This is a genomic window from Citrobacter sp. RHBSTW-00944 (assembly GCF_013615435.1).
Taxonomy (GTDB): Bacteria; Pseudomonadota; Gammaproteobacteria; order Enterobacterales; family Enterobacteriaceae; genus Citrobacter; species Citrobacter braakii.
This window is the reverse complement of the sequence record NZ_CP055418.1, coordinates 1,837,657-1,853,441: the sequence shown is the minus strand read 5'-3', so window position 1 is coordinate 1,853,441 and position 15,785 is coordinate 1,837,657. Positions and strand designations below refer to the sequence as shown.

Genomic DNA, 15,785 nt, shown 5'->3' with positions numbered 1-15,785 from the left:
CGCTCAAAACGGATTGTTATTTGAAAGCGGCTCTGCGATGGCCACGCCGAAATTTTTCAGTCTGCAGGTCGCGGCAAATTCATCCTGGCGATTCACAAACAGGCACGGCTCTCCTTCGCATTCCAACACGGAACAAGGTACCTCAATGTCGCTGAGGGCCTGGCTGAGTTTATGCATGACTGACCACGCACTGTCGCCATCAGGGCTAAGCAATTTGAGCGCCACCAGGCTGTTCTCATTGCTCTGACCGTTTTGCGGAATCGGTTCAACCTTTGAACCTGCGAAACCCACCGACCAACGATAGCACTGTGGCAGACGATGAACGATTGAGAGTTGTAATGTCATCACTTTCTTTCCCTGGAAGTACAATCACTTCACAATTATTTTACATCAATATTAACACATCATTGACAATACGTCTTTAAACAGTTCGTAAACGTTTACACCCTGACTTTATGCCACTTTCCGAACCAAATATTTAAATTTATTCAACGGTTCTGGCATATTTCCGCGCTATATGTACTCGTTTCTGCGATCTAACTCAACCTTTTTAACTACAATGATGTGACTTTTTACATAAATTGATTTTACATAAAATAAACATAAGCGGGGAAATTGATAGATTTTCGGTTGATGTACATCAACTCTGGAGGCCCTATCGCCCCCAGGTTGTGTAATAGATCACCGTTTTTTGGCGCGGCTGGCGTAGAGATAGAAGAGAATTGAGCAGGTAGCGCAAAATGCTATCGACCAGATCATCGGCCAGGCCGAGTTAAAAGTCGCCAGTGACAGCAGCGCCCCAACGATGGCGCCAATGCCAAAACGGAACGTCCCTGCCAGCGATGACGCCGTTCCCGCCATATGCGGAAATTCATCCAGAATGACCGCCATGGCGTTGGATGACACCATCGACACGCAGCCAACAAACGCCGCAACGCCCACTACCAGCGCCCAGAAACCAACCCCGAACAGCGCGCTAAAGACCATCCAGCCCGCCATCACGAACTGGATCCACAGGCCAGCACGGAACATATTCAATGCCCCAACCCGACGAACAAAGCGGCTGTTGATGATGGTCATCACGAACAGGAAAACAATGTTCAGCGCGAAGTAATAGCCGAAATGCTGCGGTGAAACGTGGTTGATCTCAATGTAAACAAAAGGTCCGGCGCTCAGGAACGAGAACATCCCGGCAAAACTAAACCCACTGGCCAGCATATAGCTCAGTACACGCTTGTGGCGAAACAGCGAGGCAAAGTTGCCGAGAGTAGTACGCAAGCGAAACGGCTGGCGGCGCTCAACCGGCAAGGTCTCTTTGATCAGCGTAAAGATCATCACCGACGCCAGAATAGCCGCCACGGCGAGGATCCAAAAGATGTAGTGCCAGCTCAGCCATACCAATACCCAGCCGCCCACGATGGGTGCCAGTAAGGGTGCAATTGTCGTGACCAGCATGACAAATGACATCATGCGCGAAAACTCTTCCTTCGGATAGATATCGCGCATCAGGGCGTTGATAACCACGCTCGCCGCTGCCGCAGCCAGACCATGGAAGAAACGCATCACGATCAGTTGATCGATAGTTTGTGCCAGCGCACAGGCAACTGCCGCCGCCGCAAACACCAGCGTCCCGCCCAGAATCACCGGCTTGCGCCCAATGCTGTCAGCCATTGGACCATAGAGTAACTGCCCCACCGCGAACCCAAGAATATAGGTACTGAGGGTCATCTGCGCGCTACCTGCAGGCACACCAAACTGTTCAGAGATAACAGGTAGTGCCGGAAGATACATATCAATCGACAACGGCATCAGCATGGCTAACAAGCCAAGGATAAAGACAATGGCAATTGACGAGTTCTGCCGGGTGGTCACATTTAGCTCCTGAAATTAACGCGGGGTTAAGTTAACGCTGGCGATTTCTTCTTCGGTCAATGGACGGTATTCACCCGGCTCCAGATCCTCATCAAGCTTGATGTCACCAATCCGTTCACGGTGCAGTTCCACAACGTGGTTACCTACGGCGGCAAACATACGTTTAACCTGATGATAGCGCCCTTCGCTGATGGTCAATCGCACCTGAGTTGGCGTAATAACCTCCAGCACGGCCGGTTTGGTCAGGTCTTTCTCATTATGCAGTTGTACGCCATGGGCAAACTGTTCGGCGGTGTCATCTGCCACCGGCGACTCCAGCGTTACCAGATAGGTTTTCTCACAATGGTGACGTGGCGAAGTGATGCGATGCGACCACTGTCCGTCATCGGTCATCAGCACCAGTCCGGTGGTGTCGATATCCAGGCGCCCTGCCGCATGCAGTTTGTAGGCAACCGGCTCATCAAGGAAATAGAGCACTGTCGGGTGATCCGGGTCATCCGTTGAGCAAACATAGCCCTGAGGTTTATTCAGCATAAAATAGCGCGGGCCATTTTGTTGAATCAGGGAATTGCCGTCATATTCTACGTCGTGTTCTGGCAACAGCTTAAAGGCACTGTTTTTGACGATTTCACCGTCGACGGTAACGCGGTTAGCACGGATCTCACGCCCGGCAATAGCGCGGCTGACGCCGAGTTGCTGAGCGATAAATTTATCAAGTCGCATGAGTGTGATTTTTGCCTGTAAAAAACAAGAAGCGGGATTGCGCCCGAAAAGTGGGACGATTATCCGCCCAGTATAGCGGCGTTACACCATCCCTCAAGGGAAATGATTCATGGCATACTATACATTGTTGCTGCTTACCTTAATGAGCCCATGATTTTTACTCTTCGCCCGTACCAAAAAGAAGCCGTGGATGCCACGCTCAACCATTTCCGCCACCATCGCACGCCAGCGGTTATCGTCCTACCAACCGGTGCGGGAAAAAGCCTGGTGATTGCTGAACTGGCCCGCGTGGCGCGTGGTCGCGTGCTGATACTGGCGCACGTTAAAGAACTGGTCGCGCAAAACCATGCCAAATATCGCGCGTTGGGGCTGGAAGCCGATATTTTTGCCGCAGGACTGAAGCGTAAAGAGAGCCACGGGAAAGTGGTATTTGGCAGCGTACAGTCGGTGGCGCGTAATCTTGACGCCTTTCAGGGAGAATTCTCGCTGCTTATCGTCGATGAATGTCACCGTATTGGTGATGATGACGAGAGTCAATATCAGCAAATCCTCACTCACCTGACCAAAGTAAATCCCCACTTACGCCTGCTCGGGCTTACTGCCACTCCTTTTCGTTTGGGCAAAGGCTGGATTTATCACTTTCATTATCACGGTATGGTGCGCGGCGATGAAAAAGCGCTGTTTCGTGACTGCATTTATGAATTACCGTTGCGTTACATGATTAAACACGGCTACCTGACGCCGCCAGAACGCCTCGACATGCCGGTAGTGCAGTATGACTTCAGCCGCCTGCAGGCGCAGAGTAACGGCCTGTTTAGCGAAACGGATCTGAATCAGGAACTGAAAAAGCAGCAGCGAATAACGCCGCATATCATCAGCCAGATTGTCGAGTTTGCCCAGACGCGCAAAGGGGTGATGATTTTCGCCGCCACAGTGGAGCACGCCAAAGAAATTCTGGGCCTGCTGCCTGCTGACGATGCCGCGCTAATCACCGGAGACACGCCTGGCGCTGAGCGTGATGTGCTGATTGAAGAGTTCAAAGCCCAGCGCTTTCGCTATCTGGTGAATGTGTCGGTCCTGACCACTGGCTTCGATGCCCCGCACGTCGACCTTATCGCCATTCTGCGCCCGACGGAGTCAGTTAGCCTTTACCAACAAATTGTCGGTCGCGGCCTGCGCCTGGCGCCGGGTAAAACCGACTGTCTGATCCTCGATTATGCCGGTAACCCGCACGATCTTTACGCGCCGGAAGTGGGTGCGCCGAAAGGGAAAAGCGATAACGTTCCGGTGCAGGTGTTCTGTCCCGCCTGCGGGTTTGCAAACACCTTCTGGGGCAAAACAACGGCAGACGGCACGCTGATTGAACACTTTGGCCGCCGCTGTCAGGGGTGGTTTGAAGATGATGACGGCCATCGCGAACAGTGCGATTTTCGTTTTCGTTTTAAAAACTGCCCACAATGCAACGCGGAAAATGATATCGCCGCCCGCCGCTGTCGGGAGTGCGACACGGTGCTGGTTGACCCGGATGACATGCTGAAAGCCGCGCTCAGGCTCAAAGATGCGCTGGTCCTGCGCTGTAGCGGCATGGTGTTACAAAACGGCCAGGATGAAAAAGGCGAATGGCTAAAAATCACCTATTACGATGAAGATGGTGCCGACGTTAGCGAACGCTTTCGCCTGCATACTCCCGCGCAGCGTACGGCTTTCGAGCAACTGTTTATTCGCCCGCACACCCGAACGCCCGGCATTCCCTTACGCTGGATAACCGCCGCCGATATCCTCGCCCAGCAGGCGCTGTTACGTCATCCTGATTTCGTGGTGGCGCGCATGAAAGGTCAGTACTGGCAGGTCCGTGAAAAGGTCTTCGATTATGAAGGACGCTATCGTCGGGCACATGAATTACGCGGTTAATCGTACTTTTGATTGATGTACCAGCCGTTTAAGTATAGAATCTCGCCCGCTTTTGCATACGCAAAGCAGATCACTTACCTGTTGCTGGGTCGCCTGTAGCAGGAATTATTAAAGAGAGATTTAAATGTTTACTATCAACGCTGAAGTACGTAAAGAGCAGGGTAAGGGTGCGAGCCGCCGCCTGCGTGCCGCTAACAAGTTCCCGGCAATCATCTATGGTGGCGCAGAAGCCCCGGTTGCTATCGAACTGGATCACGATGCAGTTATGAACATGCAAGCTAAAGCTGAATTCTACAGCGAAGTTCTGACCATCGTTGTTGACGGTAAAGAAGTGAAAGTTAAAGCTCAGGCAGTACAGCGTCACCCGTTCAAGCCGAAGCTGGCACACATCGACTTCGTTCGCGCGTAATCGCTTACAAGTTGAAGAAAAACCCCGCCTCGGCGGGGTTTTTTATGGGATTTTGTTGGCGGTAAAGATGAATCACACAGGCCGGATGGGGGCGTTAACGCCCCCATCCGGCAAACGGCTTTATTTCCCGCCCGAAGTACGACGCTGTAGCTGATCGCGCAGGTTCGGCGGCGTACCTTTGATGGTCAAAGTATCTGTGGCTGGATCCCAGAAAATACGCTCACCCAGTAACATGGCGTCGAAGTTGATGGTTAACCCGCCGCCGCTTCCGGCAAATTTGGTTAACTGACGCAGCGTGCTGCGATCCGCCGGGAAGCTCTCTTCCAGCTCGTAGCCTTTATCAGCGGTAAATTCGCTGAAGCTGACTTCACTGACGCCGGAAAGCTCTTTGGACAGCGACTCCAACTCGATCTCTTCACCGGCCTGCAGTTGCTCGTTACAGTAGCTGTAGACCTGCTGACGCACGTTCTGGCGTTCAGCTTTATCGAGTTGGGCCTCGGCAGTAAAGTCATCGACCGCCTGCAACAGGCCGCGGTTTTGCGCTTTAGCGTTAAGACCCTCGCTGGCACCCAGGAAGTCCATAAAGAAATCGGCGACTTTGCGCCCTACCCGCCCTTTCAGGAACGTCAGATAGCGCGTGGACTCCGGGTTGGTTTCCCACTCGGTTAAATCAATACGCGCCACGATATCCGCATGATTGATATCCAGATAGTGCGTCGGGTTGATATCCAGATTTTCATTGACGCGCATACTGCTTAAATTGTTCAGCACGGCGACCAGCAGATACTCTACCGCCAGATAGCGGTAATGGCAGAACAGGACAATGCCGCCATCAGCAAAAGGATATTTCGCCAGTTCGTCCCGCAAGCGCCCTGTCGCTGCACGACTAAAGGCCAGAAAATCCTCTTCGCCCTGACGCTGTAAACGCAGCGTTTGCGCCAGTTCACTCTCTGCGCTAAACAGGCCATAAGCTTTATTCTTGGCGCTGTATACCCGATGCAACTCAGCCATCATATCGACAACGGTCGCTGTCGGTTCCAGTAATGAATCGCGCAAGACCAGCTCAAGGTTCTGCTCGTCACGTTTGATAAGCTGGTGCAGGGCAATCTGGTTGATATCCAGACTCATGATAAACTCTCCTTTTAGACCGGGCGGTATTCAACCACCTGCCGGGCAGTGACGCAATAGAAGATAAAAAAGCAGAAAAAAAACTGTCTGTACGGTAATATGTTGCCCTTTCATGAACAGACTGATTTCGATTTATGCCACAAATTTCCCGCTATAGTGACGAACACGTTGAACAACTGCTGAATGAGATGCTCAACGTACTGGAAAAACATAAGGCGCCGACCGACCTTTCCCTGATGGTACTGGGAAATATGGTGACTAACCTTATCAATACAAGCATCGCACCGGCCCAGCGCCAGGCGATTGCCAACTCTTTTGCCCGCGCATTGCAGTCTTCGGTAAACGACGACCAAGCGCATTAAGAGCCTGCTCCGGGGAAACGAACAACAGTTTATGGTAACTCATCGTCAACGCTACCGTGAGAAAGTCTCCCAGATGGTTAGCTGGGGGCACTGGTTTGCCTTGTTCAACATTCTGTTGGCCATGGTGCTCGGTAGCCGTTACCTGTTTGTCGCCGACTGGCCGACAACCCTTGCAGGTCGTGTTTATTCCTACCTGAGCGTTGTCGGGCATTTTAGCTTTCTGGTGTTCGCCACCTATCTGCTGATCCTGTTTCCCCTGACGTTTATCGTCATGTCCCAGAGGCTGATGCGATTCTTATCAGCTATTCTGGCGACGGCTGGCATGACGCTGTTGCTAATCGACAGCGAAGTTTTCACCCGCTTCCACCTGCATCTCAATCCGATCGTCTGGGAACTGGTCATCAACCCAGACCAGAATGAAGCGGCGCGTGACTGGCAGCTGATGTTTATCAGCGTACCGGTTATTCTGTTAATTGAAATGCTGTTTGCAACCTGGAGCTGGCAAAAGCTGCGCAGCCTGACGCGTCGTCGCCATTTTGCCAAACCGTTAGCAGCATTCTTCTTCGTTTCCTTTATCGCCTCGCACGTGGTGTATATCTGGGCGGATGCCAATTTCTATCGCCCGATTACCATGCAGCGTGCGAATCTGCCGCTCTCCTACCCGATGACGGCACGTAAATTCCTGGAAAAACATGGCCTGCTGGATGCGCAAGAGTATCAGCGCCGCCTGATCGAACAGGGCAATCCAGAAGCGGTTTCCGTGCAGTACCCGCTTAGCGAACTGCGCTATCGCGATATGGGCACCGGTCAGAACGTGCTGCTGATTACCGTCGACGGTCTGAACTACTCACGCTTTGAAAAACAGATGCCTGCGCTGGCTGAATTCGCCGGGCAGAATATCTCGTTTACGCGTCACATGAGCTCAGGCAACACCACGGATAACGGCATCTTTGGCCTGTTCTATGGTGTCTCGCCAAGCTACATGGACGGCATTTTGTCGACCCGTACGCCTGCGGCGCTGATTACTGCACTGAACCAGCAGGGTTACCAGTTAGGGCTATTCTCCTCGGATGGCTTTACCAGCCCGCTGTATCGCCAGGCGCTGCTGTCAGACTTCTCCATGCCAAGCGTACAAACGCAATCTGACGAACAAACCGCAAGCCAGTGGATTAACTGGCTGGGGCGCTACGCGCAGGAAGATAACCGCTGGTTCTCGTGGGTCTCCTTTAACGGGACGAACCTTGATAACAGCAACCAGAAGAACTTTGCCAAACGCTATGCCAGCGCCGCTCAGGATGTGGATGCCAATATTAACCGTATTCTTAGTGCCCTGCGCGACTCCGGTAAACTGAACAACACGGTAGTGATTATTACCGCAGGTCGGGGCGTGCCGCTGACTCAGGAAGAGAACAATTTTGCCTGGTCGCGTGGTCATCTGCAGGTTCCGCTGGTTATTCACTGGCCGGGAACGCCTGCCCAACGCATCAATAGCCTGACCGATCATACAGACCTGATGACAACGCTCATGCAGCGCCTGCTGCACGTCAGCACGCCTGCTAACGAATACTCGCAGGGGCAGGATCTGTTCAATGCAAACCGCCGCCATTACTGGGTTACCGCCGCCGACGGCAGCACGATGGCCGTTACCACGCCAGAGATGACGCTGGTGCTGAACAACAACGGTAATTATCAGACCTATGATTTACGCGGCGAAAAAATAAAAGATCAGAAACCGCAGCTAAGCCTGCTGCTACAGGTTCTGACGGATGAGAAACGATTTATTGCTAACTGATTAATTATAAATCACTTAGCGATGCTTCCCCTTGCATTCGCAGCGGAAAGCAGTAGTATTAGCAGCCATAGCGTCGGCACGTAGCGCAGCCTGGTAGCGCACCGTCATGGGGTGTCGGGGGTCGGAGGTTCAAATCCTCTCGTGCCGACCAAAAATCCTCTAAGAACCAGCCTGTTACGGCTGGTTTTTTTGTGCCTGTTTTCTGAACGGGGAAGCTATGGGGAATAATCGGGGAAAAACCCCGACACAAAACATCGGCTTTACCGTAAAGTTTCAGCTATTCACATAACCGGGCAGTCATCAAACTCCGCGTTCCTGGCATCATTAATGATGTACGTGATCACCCCGAATATAGCGGGTGCAGAACTGTAACCGCCATCATCTACTGGCAGCGCCTCCCTTCTCCCGTTTTCCAGATTTATCAGGTGGGGCTGAGGGTGAGTTCGGTATCGCTTGATCCTGAATTCCCCGTCTATTGCACATATCAGTAGTGAACCATCGCAGGCAGTAAGTGATGCATCCACAACAAGCAACGCCCCCTGGAGTATTCCTTCCCTGAAATGTGAACGCGATGCCCGCATGAAATAAGTCGCTGCGGGCTGGCTGATTAGTTGCTGATCGAGGGAGATTCGTGTTTCAACATAATCTGCCGCAGGTGAAGGAAAGCCCATGTTTATGCCCTCTCTTGAATACCGGGTAAAAACACAGTATAAATACTGTATATCCATCCAGTAAAGGAGTAATAATCAATGTTCGTGGAACTCGTTTATGACAAAAGGAATTTTGATGGTCTGCCTGGTGCAAAAGATATCATTCTGGGCGAATTGAGTAAGAGGGTTCACCGGATTTTTCCGGATGCTGATGTCCGGGTAAAACCGATGATGACATTGCCGGCGATCAACACTGACGCCAGCAAGCATGAAAAGGAACAGATAAGCCGTACTGTTCAGGAAATGTTTGAAGAGGCTGATATGTGGCTGGTTTCAGATTAAACGCCTTGAACCGTCATATTACTTAAGTACAATCCGCCGTGACTGGCAATCATTCAATACTCGCACTATCGAACGTTCGCCAGTCGGCCGCAATCATGCTCTTGCATACGGCGTGGTTGCGGCAACCGTCAATTTTGCTGGCTACCTTTCAGCGTCTCAATCACATTCTTCAGGGAATTGAGTTCAGACATCTGTTCCTTCATCGCTCTGCCCATATAAACCATAGCGCATGCCATATCGGCCATAATGACATTATTATCAAGGGCAAGGGTATCGTCTTTGAGACCAACCTCAATCTGATGGTCAACATATTCGTTATCGGACTCATCCACACCAACAACGTCCTCAAAAATAGGTCCACCAGGCACTATCTTTACGTACTGCGGATCAACTTTAGTCAGATCCTGGGCAATAAGGCCAAAACGCTGTGTATCCGACCCCTTATACTTAAACATGGTCGGCAACCACTGCATGACACGGTCGAAACTGTCTTTCCCGTCCCGATATTGAATATCTTCTTTGAGATCGCGGTCTGACGTCGCATTCTTGGCGAACACGTACGATCCCTGCCAGTTTGACCCGGATTCGTTCCATACGTCAGTAGTAATGTCACCAGACTGAGGATTGAATCTGAACATCCTGTGATATCTGGCATCGCCCATAAAATGTAGGACACCATGAGGCCAGCCATTGGCGCCATTAGAAATGAGCCCAAGTGACAGACGGGTACTCCACCCACCCGATGATGCAGATCCACCAGAAACGATTGGAGCCCAGCCACCGTCATTTCCACCAATAATGGATGACCAGTAAGGTGCGGTCCAGGGACCATCAACATCCCCCCACCCCCCCTGTCGGCACTCCCCCCAGAAACCGCGCGGCGATTGTATTACTCCGCCATAACCAGAAAGAAAGTTGAAACGGTATGTGACTGCGCCTGATCCAAAACTACTTGTGATTAAAGCAATGGCATCCAGATAATTTCCCGCGCCTCGTATCCCTCCAAACTGGTAGAACGAATTCCCCATCCATCCCTGCAACTGGTTCATCATCCAGCCCTGTTCACCATCAACGTTATTTGACGTCAGTAAAATATCCTTCTTGACGCCTGCAGTGCTTTTGACGCCTGTACCCGACCCACCCGCCACAGAATTGACGCCACGGGAGCCAAGAACACTACCGAATGTAACATCCTGAGAGTTTCCCAAAGTGAGATTATCGCGGGCCGCATTTTTATCAGGCAGATCGGCCAGGGCCTGGCTTTTCAACAACGCATTATTGACCTGCTCAATAATGCTTTTCCATGATGGTCCGGTAAACTCCGAATTGTCAGAAAGCCTGACAGTAATATTGCCGTTCGCAGAGAATAACAGTTGCCAGTTCTGTTTGTCGTAGTTCAGTCCGCGCAGTGCCTCCGCGCTTTGAGCCACCAGCGCCGCGGTAACCATATTCAGCGCCATACGAGGAACAGCTGACCAGGCCGCGCCAGATTGGGTTGGCCCGGTGTAATTGCTGACCAGCATCAACGCTGTACCACTTTCCACGGACTTAACCGGAAGCGTATAGGGAACACCACCGACCGTAACAACAATAAAATCTCCGGCCGCCACCTCGGTGGTAAACGCGGTCCCGCTGCCAGCGACCGCAGCAGAGTTATTCGTCAGGGTTAAGGTTCCTGCTGACATAGTTTTTCCTCAGTACATGTTAGGAATAATAAGAATGGGCATGGCGATATTTCTGTTTCGGGTCATATCCCATGAACCGGAATTACGGTTTGCAAACACTTTGTTGTAGGCTGACCTGACGCTGCCGCCAGACATGACCACGCCTTTGGTTCTGATATTTCCCCATCCACCACTCATACGCACCTGCACGCCGGTATAGACTATCTGGCAGAACCCGCCGCCTATATCCTGGAAGGCATCGGTGATCTGGATTTGTCGGTCATATACAAAGGGGCGTTTCAGCGTGGAGAATGTCACCTGGCCTGCGGCGTTGGTCATCGTGATACCGTCGCCACCGACAGGTGCGGTCTGATTGAATATCACCAGGTCAATCGTCGCCGTGCCGGCCACGTCATCCCGCCCTGTGTAGGAAATGTCGCGCACGATGATACTGCCGCCGTCAAACCCCACCGACACATTCGGGTTATCCCATTTGCCAAAAGGAATACCGCTGACCGGAAGCGGCGCGCTGCCGTTAACCATAATGCGTCCCGACCAGGCGCAGGTCATCAGCGCAGCCTGATTAGATATGGCGGTGAAGTCAGTCGAGTTTGAAACCAGTAATCCTTCGTTATACGTCGCCGCAGGGAGCAGCTCCATAACGTAGCCTGACCAGTCGGGGACAATGCTTTTCCCTCCGATTGTCTCAGCCCCGATGATTACCCCGGAATTACCGTTGCGGGTGACGCCGGTCATAATGGCCACATCAAATTCAGCATAGGAATAGATGTAAATGGGGTTGGTTGGCACCACGATAACCTGTGAACCTGCAACAAGTGGCGTATTGACCGGATACTGCATGAACTGGGATGACCAGCCCGAGAACGATGTACAAAAACTCGGGGCTCGCAGCCCCGCAGTAATTGCCATCACCGGACGTCCATCGTTATAGTCGATTAATATCCCCTCCGGCATATCACCACCTCCCGACTACAACCCGACCACCACCGGACAAATTGACCGTCAGCCCATTCCCGTTGATGACGACAGTGTTATTGGTGCCATTAAATGCAAACTGGCCACTGTCAGCGTAAAGTTTGCCATGTAATTCAGCGTTTCCATTTTTATCAATGCGCCAGCCTGCTGAACCCGCAACGAAGTTATTCGACTGGATAAAATTACCAATTTTGGCATTGGTAATGCTGCCATCCTGAATAAACGCATCGCTGATAAATACCTGACCATTGACCACCGCAAACGGTGAATATTGCGTGTTGCCACTACCACTCATCAGGACGAACTGATTAGCGTTAAATCCGACGCGGGTGACTACCGGCTTACCCGCTTCCGCCAGCACCGCGATCGACATCCCGGCGTTATACATCACACCGTTTATTCGAACTCCGGTTTTAAGGGTGTAAATTGCAGATGCCCCGGTCGCATCAACCACTGCGGTGAGCTTATCTTCCAGCGCGGCAGTCACATCATTGAACTGCGCCTGCACCTGCGTCGACATTTCAGCCATGGCCTTATCGACCTGCGCAATGGTCGTTTTAACCACCAGAATATCCGCGCGTACCTCGCCGTACTGCGCCCACTGGTGTTCCACGGTTGCATGGTTGGCCAGCGCGTTCTGCAATGCGGCTTCGAGATTGGTATCAATGTCGCCAGTCAGGCGGTCACCGTCGGCAGATGTCAGGAAGTCATCAGCAATATCGCCCAGGTAGTCGTCAGCATTCGCATTAGATTCACCACGAACCCAGTCGGTCCAGCCTGATTCATTACCCGTTCTGTCTACCAGTTGCGCGCGGTACCAGAACTCTTGCCCCGCTTTTAACCCCAGTTGGGTGTATTCGGCAGACGGATAAGGCACATCCGACAGCAACAGAGGATTCGAGAAATCACTGTTCGCGGTGTACTGAATTTCCGTTTTCAGCGTGTCCCCGGTGTTAGCCGGGAATCCCCAGTTCAGGCGAATCCCCCAGTTGATCGGCGTTGTCGCAAAGCCGACAGGTTTCGGTGGATTTCCCACCTTACCCGTCAGCGTTTTTTCTTCGGAATAGCCCCAGCCAGAGGAAATTTCAGCGGCATTAATGGCACGCACACGCACGAGGTAGCGCCCTGCATAAATACCCGATACATCAAATGAGTTGGTGGAGCTGCGCGGCACGTTTACCCAGTTACCATCATTGCGGCGCCACTGTGCCTCGTAGGCGATGGCATTCTGCGCCTGGTCCCAGCTCACACGCATGGTTTCGACGCTGATATTCTGCTGCACCACTGAAAACGAGCTGATCACAATGTTAGCCGGCGGCGACTGGTTACCCGGCGGGATCACACTCACCGGCCGCTGGTCAATGATGGCTCCGGTATCGATACGGGCATATTTATCCGGGTCGTGCCATGCGCCGGTAATCGAGAAGGTACCATCATTGTTATCGGAGACACTGACAACACGATACTGCTGGGCGTAGAGTTCATCTGACTCAACCACCCATACAGCTTCGGCCTGTGGTGTCTCACTGTATGCCGTGGTGACTGTGACTGATTCCCCGTTAATCGCCTGAATAGTTCTGCTCTGTGACGCACCGGAGGGAAGATTGAGAATAAGGCGATCGCCTGCTGATGCATCAGCTACGCGGTCAAGTTTAATCACGCGACCGTTAACAGCACTGATGCGGCCGCCCATAACTTTGCCGGACAGAAGCTCGTCTGACACGGCGATGATGTATCCCGGTTGCGGAATGTTTCCGTCCAGGCCAACATCAAATGAAACAATACGATCCTTGTTGTTGGTGAGAATACCCCAGCGCCCCTTTCGGTTCGCTTCTGACTGCCGGGTGCAGCCGATGGCTGTCATTTCCAGCTGGTTGAAGTCATACCGTGCCACCAGCGACTGCTCAAATACAGGTTCCATAGCGTCGGCGTAAGCATTGCCGGGATCTGACCATGACACAAGCGCTGTGGTATAGCGCGTTTTCGAAGTGCTGCTCGAATAGGTGAAGCGACCGTCAACAACGTTAGCACGCGTGTAGCTGTAATCAACATCGCGCGGCATGTCAGCCAGGGCCACAATCTGATCACCGCCCCAGTAGGTCATGCCACGGAATATAGCGGCAAAATCACGCAGGACCGTGTAGGCGTCGTTTCGGTCCTGAACGTACACGTTGCAGGTATAGCGAGGTTCGGTACCACTGCCACCTTTACCGTCCGGAACTGGCTGATCGCAATACTGGGCCACCTGATACAGCGTCCACTTATCGATGTTCGCCGCAGTGAGCCGATGACCGAGACCAAAGCGGTCTGACACCACCAGATCGTAAAAAATCCACGCCGGGTTATCGGTCCATGCCCATTTAAACACCCCCTGCCATGTACCGCTGTAAGCCCTTGTTTCAGGGTCGTAATTATCCGGTACACGGATCACGCGCATTTTTGGCTCGCAAGAAATCTGTGGGATAGAGCCATTGAACTGGCTTGAGTCAAATTCGATGTACAACAAAGCGGTATTTGGATAACGCAATTTGGCGTCAATTACCTCCGTGAAGCTCTGCAGTGTCATTGTGTCGCCGATCTTGGCGCTGTTTGCGTCAGCAGTAATCTTACGCAGTCGGATTGTCCAGGTACTGCCAGCCTGCGGTAAATCAATACGGTGGCTGCGCTCATAACCAGACGTCGTTTTGCCGGTTACGCTAGTATTAAGAACGGTTTGCCAGGTCCCACCATCAGTCTGTAGGTCTATCGCATAATTGACGGAATACCCTACCAGATCGCCGTTGTCCTCCTGCTTAAACAGTGAAGGCCATTTCAGTCGGAGGCGAACGGCTGATAGTTGGGTGTTGGTGAAGGTGCGCGTCCAGGCAGTAGCGCTTGATACTTCAGTTCCAACATTGATTTCGTTTTCGGTACCGGGAATGCCCTGAATGTAATTTTGTGCCTGCGTTCCCGCGCGAAACTCCCACGTTACGCCGCTAAAGTTTTGGGAGCCGTCGAAGTTTTCCAACGCAGTGCCGTCCAGGTAGATATTTTTTCCGGTTAATTGCCCTGCAAATTCCCCTTCCCCAAGCGCAACGAGGATTTTAGCCTTCGCTACAGATTGCAGATCATCAGGCTGTTCGGTAGGGGTTCGGGAACTGGAACTGCCGCCCTTGCGGCCTTTAATCTGGGTTGTTGTAGCCATATTGCGCCCATAAAAAAAGCCACCATCTGGTAGCCTGAAAGGAAGATTATTTTGGTTATTGCTGATCTTCGACGTATATTCCGGCAGAAATAATCGCCCCACCAATTCGACGCTTACCATATCCAAGAGGAACGGGATATCCCTGCGCCGCTGTATTTGTTACTCCACCAAACGCATACGAAGCCCGGTTGTCTGCACCTTGTTTGCTGGCTATGCCGGAAGGCTGCGGAGAAAGAAGCTGAATAACCCCGCCGAGGACCAACGAAGCACCAGTGGCTGCGGCAAACCCCGTCAAGCCTCCAGCAGCGAACGCAGCGCCAATACCGCCAGAAACAAAGACAGCAGCTGTTATCAAAACAGCTCCTAATATAGTCTGAAAAAGACCAGCTCGTTTACTGCCAATAATTACAGGCATGATCCTTACTACGTCGCCTTCAGAGGGAAAACCCATCTCATCTGCAGCGATATTCCTTTTTCCTCTAAACACCGCAAAAGTTAATCCGCGACGTTTACTGCTGATCATGAAACTTTCGAAACCGGGTATTGTTTTACTTAGAGCAATAGCAGCTTCACCAGTTCGCGCTATCAGTCGTTGATGGGTTCTACCGAAGGTCTTTCCTAACACTCCACCAAGCTGTATTTTTGTCATTACTTCTTTCATATTATCACCATAAAAAACCCGCCGAAGCGGGTTAACTCTTGGTTAGGGAAGGTGCGAACAAGTTCCTGATATGAGATCATCATATTCATCC

The 15,785-nt window shown here is 52.0% G+C and carries 14 protein-coding genes and 1 tRNA gene; 6 read left to right on the top strand and 9 right to left on the bottom strand.

Features of this window, described 5'->3' with window-relative positions:
- Positions 1–3: 3 nt before the first annotated feature.
- The 3 genes from HV334_RS08825 to rsuA form a co-directional block, all read right to left on the bottom strand.
- The gene (locus tag HV334_RS08825) at positions 4–348 is read right to left on the bottom strand and encodes a YejG family protein (protein WP_181221479.1); all 345 of its coding nucleotides are present in this window, start codon (positions 346–348) and stop codon (positions 4–6) included.
- Between the two features lie 333 nt (positions 349–681).
- Positions 682–1,872, bottom strand: a complete 1,191-nt coding sequence (locus tag HV334_RS08820; protein WP_016157000.1) for a Bcr/CflA family multidrug efflux MFS transporter — start codon at positions 1,870–1,872, stop codon at positions 682–684.
- Between the two features lie 15 nt (positions 1,873–1,887).
- A complete protein-coding gene (rsuA, locus tag HV334_RS08815) occupies positions 1,888–2,595 on the bottom strand; it encodes a 16S rRNA pseudouridine(516) synthase RsuA (RefSeq protein ID WP_016153756.1) in 708 nt (235 codons plus the stop codon).
- 150 nt (positions 2,596–2,745) lie between these two features.
- Here rsuA and HV334_RS08810 point away from each other — a divergent pair, with 150 nt between their 5' ends.
- Together HV334_RS08810 and rplY are read left to right on the top strand one after the other, a co-directional pair.
- A complete protein-coding gene (locus tag HV334_RS08810; protein WP_032931694.1) occupies positions 2,746–4,506 on the top strand; it encodes a DEAD/DEAH box helicase in 1,761 nt (586 codons plus the stop codon).
- Positions 4,507–4,630: 124 nt separating this feature from the next.
- Entirely contained in the window at positions 4,631–4,915 is a 285-nt protein-coding gene (gene rplY / locus HV334_RS08805; protein ID WP_016153758.1) for a 50S ribosomal protein L25, read from the top strand.
- Between the two features lie 120 nt (positions 4,916–5,035).
- Here rplY and yejK read toward each other — a convergent pair whose 3' ends face one another.
- Positions 5,036–6,043, bottom strand: coding sequence for a nucleoid-associated protein YejK (yejK, locus tag HV334_RS08800; RefSeq protein WP_016157002.1), 1,008 nt, complete (start codon positions 6,041–6,043; stop codon positions 5,036–5,038).
- Positions 6,044–6,177: 134 nt separating this feature from the next.
- Between yejK and HV334_RS08795 the strand changes: the two genes are divergently transcribed.
- From HV334_RS08795 to HV334_RS08785, 3 genes are all read left to right on the top strand, one after another.
- Complete coding sequence (locus tag HV334_RS08795) at positions 6,178–6,405, top strand: YejL family protein (protein WP_003027506.1); 228 nt, start codon at positions 6,178–6,180, stop codon at positions 6,403–6,405.
- A gap of 31 nt (positions 6,406–6,436) precedes the next feature.
- On the top strand, positions 6,437–8,197 hold the full coding sequence (gene yejM, locus HV334_RS08790) for an LPS biosynthesis-modulating metalloenzyme YejM (protein ID WP_016153760.1): 1,761 nt from the start codon (positions 6,437–6,439) through the stop codon (positions 8,195–8,197).
- A 74-nt stretch (positions 8,198–8,271) separates the two neighbouring features.
- Positions 8,272–8,348: transfer RNA gene (locus tag HV334_RS08785), tRNA-Pro, on the top strand.
- Positions 8,349–8,478: 130 nt separating this feature from the next.
- Here the strand turns inward: HV334_RS08785 and HV334_RS08780 are convergent.
- The gene (locus HV334_RS08780; RefSeq protein WP_247754269.1) at positions 8,479–8,925 is read right to left on the bottom strand and encodes a S24 family peptidase; all 447 of its coding nucleotides are present in this window, start codon (positions 8,923–8,925) and stop codon (positions 8,479–8,481) included.
- 21 nt (positions 8,926–8,946) lie between these two features.
- Between HV334_RS08780 and HV334_RS08775 the strand changes: the two genes are divergently transcribed.
- Positions 8,947–9,189, top strand: a complete 243-nt coding sequence (locus HV334_RS08775; RefSeq protein WP_038642073.1) for a DinI family protein — start codon at positions 8,947–8,949, stop codon at positions 9,187–9,189.
- A gap of 128 nt (positions 9,190–9,317) precedes the next feature.
- On the opposite strand, the gene HV334_RS08770 is transcribed toward HV334_RS08775, so the two are convergent.
- The 4 genes from HV334_RS08770 to HV334_RS08755 are packed head-to-tail and all read right to left on the bottom strand — an operon-like array spanning position 9,318 to position 15,694.
- Entirely contained in the window at positions 9,318–10,874 is a 1,557-nt protein-coding gene (locus HV334_RS08770) for a tail fiber domain-containing protein (RefSeq protein WP_181221477.1), read from the bottom strand.
- A 9-nt stretch (positions 10,875–10,883) separates the two neighbouring features.
- A complete protein-coding gene (locus tag HV334_RS08765) occupies positions 10,884–11,828 on the bottom strand; it encodes a DUF6453 family protein (protein ID WP_181221377.1) in 945 nt (314 codons plus the stop codon).
- A 1-nt stretch (position 11,829) separates the two neighbouring features.
- The gene (locus HV334_RS08760) at positions 11,830–15,033 is read right to left on the bottom strand and encodes a host specificity protein J (protein WP_181221476.1); all 3,204 of its coding nucleotides are present in this window, start codon (positions 15,031–15,033) and stop codon (positions 11,830–11,832) included.
- Positions 15,034–15,088: 55 nt separating this feature from the next.
- Positions 15,089–15,694 carry a tail assembly protein gene (locus tag HV334_RS08755; protein ID WP_181221474.1) on the bottom strand — a complete coding sequence of 202 codons (606 nt, stop codon included), beginning with the start codon at positions 15,692–15,694 and terminating at the stop codon, positions 15,089–15,091.
- Between the last annotated feature and the right edge of the window lie 91 nt (positions 15,695–15,785).

Excerpts from the sequence above, each read along its gene's own strand:
- rsuA (WP_016153756.1), bottom strand. The coding sequence starts at position 2,595 with ATGCGACTTGATAAATTTATCGCTCAGCAACTCGGCGTCAGCCGCGCT.
- HV334_RS08810 (WP_032931694.1), top strand. The coding sequence starts at position 2,746 with ATGATTTTTACTCTTCGCCCGTACCAAAAAGAAGCCGTGGATGCCACG.
- rplY (WP_016153758.1), top strand. The coding sequence starts at position 4,631 with ATGTTTACTATCAACGCTGAAGTACGTAAAGAGCAGGGTAAGGGTGCG.
- yejK (WP_016157002.1), bottom strand. The coding sequence starts at position 6,043 with ATGAGTCTGGATATCAACCAGATTGCCCTGCACCAGCTTATCAAACGT.
- HV334_RS08795 (WP_003027506.1), top strand. The coding sequence starts at position 6,178 with ATGCCACAAATTTCCCGCTATAGTGACGAACACGTTGAACAACTGCTG.
- yejM (WP_016153760.1), top strand. The coding sequence starts at position 6,437 with ATGGTAACTCATCGTCAACGCTACCGTGAGAAAGTCTCCCAGATGGTT.
- HV334_RS08780 (WP_247754269.1), bottom strand. The coding sequence starts at position 8,925 with ATGGATATACAGTATTTATACTGTGTTTTTACCCGGTATTCAAGAGAG.
- HV334_RS08775 (WP_038642073.1), top strand. The coding sequence starts at position 8,947 with ATGTTCGTGGAACTCGTTTATGACAAAAGGAATTTTGATGGTCTGCCT.
- HV334_RS08770 (WP_181221477.1), bottom strand. The coding sequence starts at position 10,874 with ATGTCAGCAGGAACCTTAACCCTGACGAATAACTCTGCTGCGGTCGCT.
- HV334_RS08765 (WP_181221377.1), bottom strand. The coding sequence starts at position 11,828 with ATGCCGGAGGGGATATTAATCGACTATAACGATGGACGTCCGGTGATG.
- HV334_RS08760 (WP_181221476.1), bottom strand. The coding sequence starts at position 15,033 with ATGGCTACAACAACCCAGATTAAAGGCCGCAAGGGCGGCAGTTCCAGT.
- HV334_RS08755 (WP_181221474.1), bottom strand. The coding sequence starts at position 15,694 with ATGAAAGAAGTAATGACAAAAATACAGCTTGGTGGAGTGTTAGGAAAG.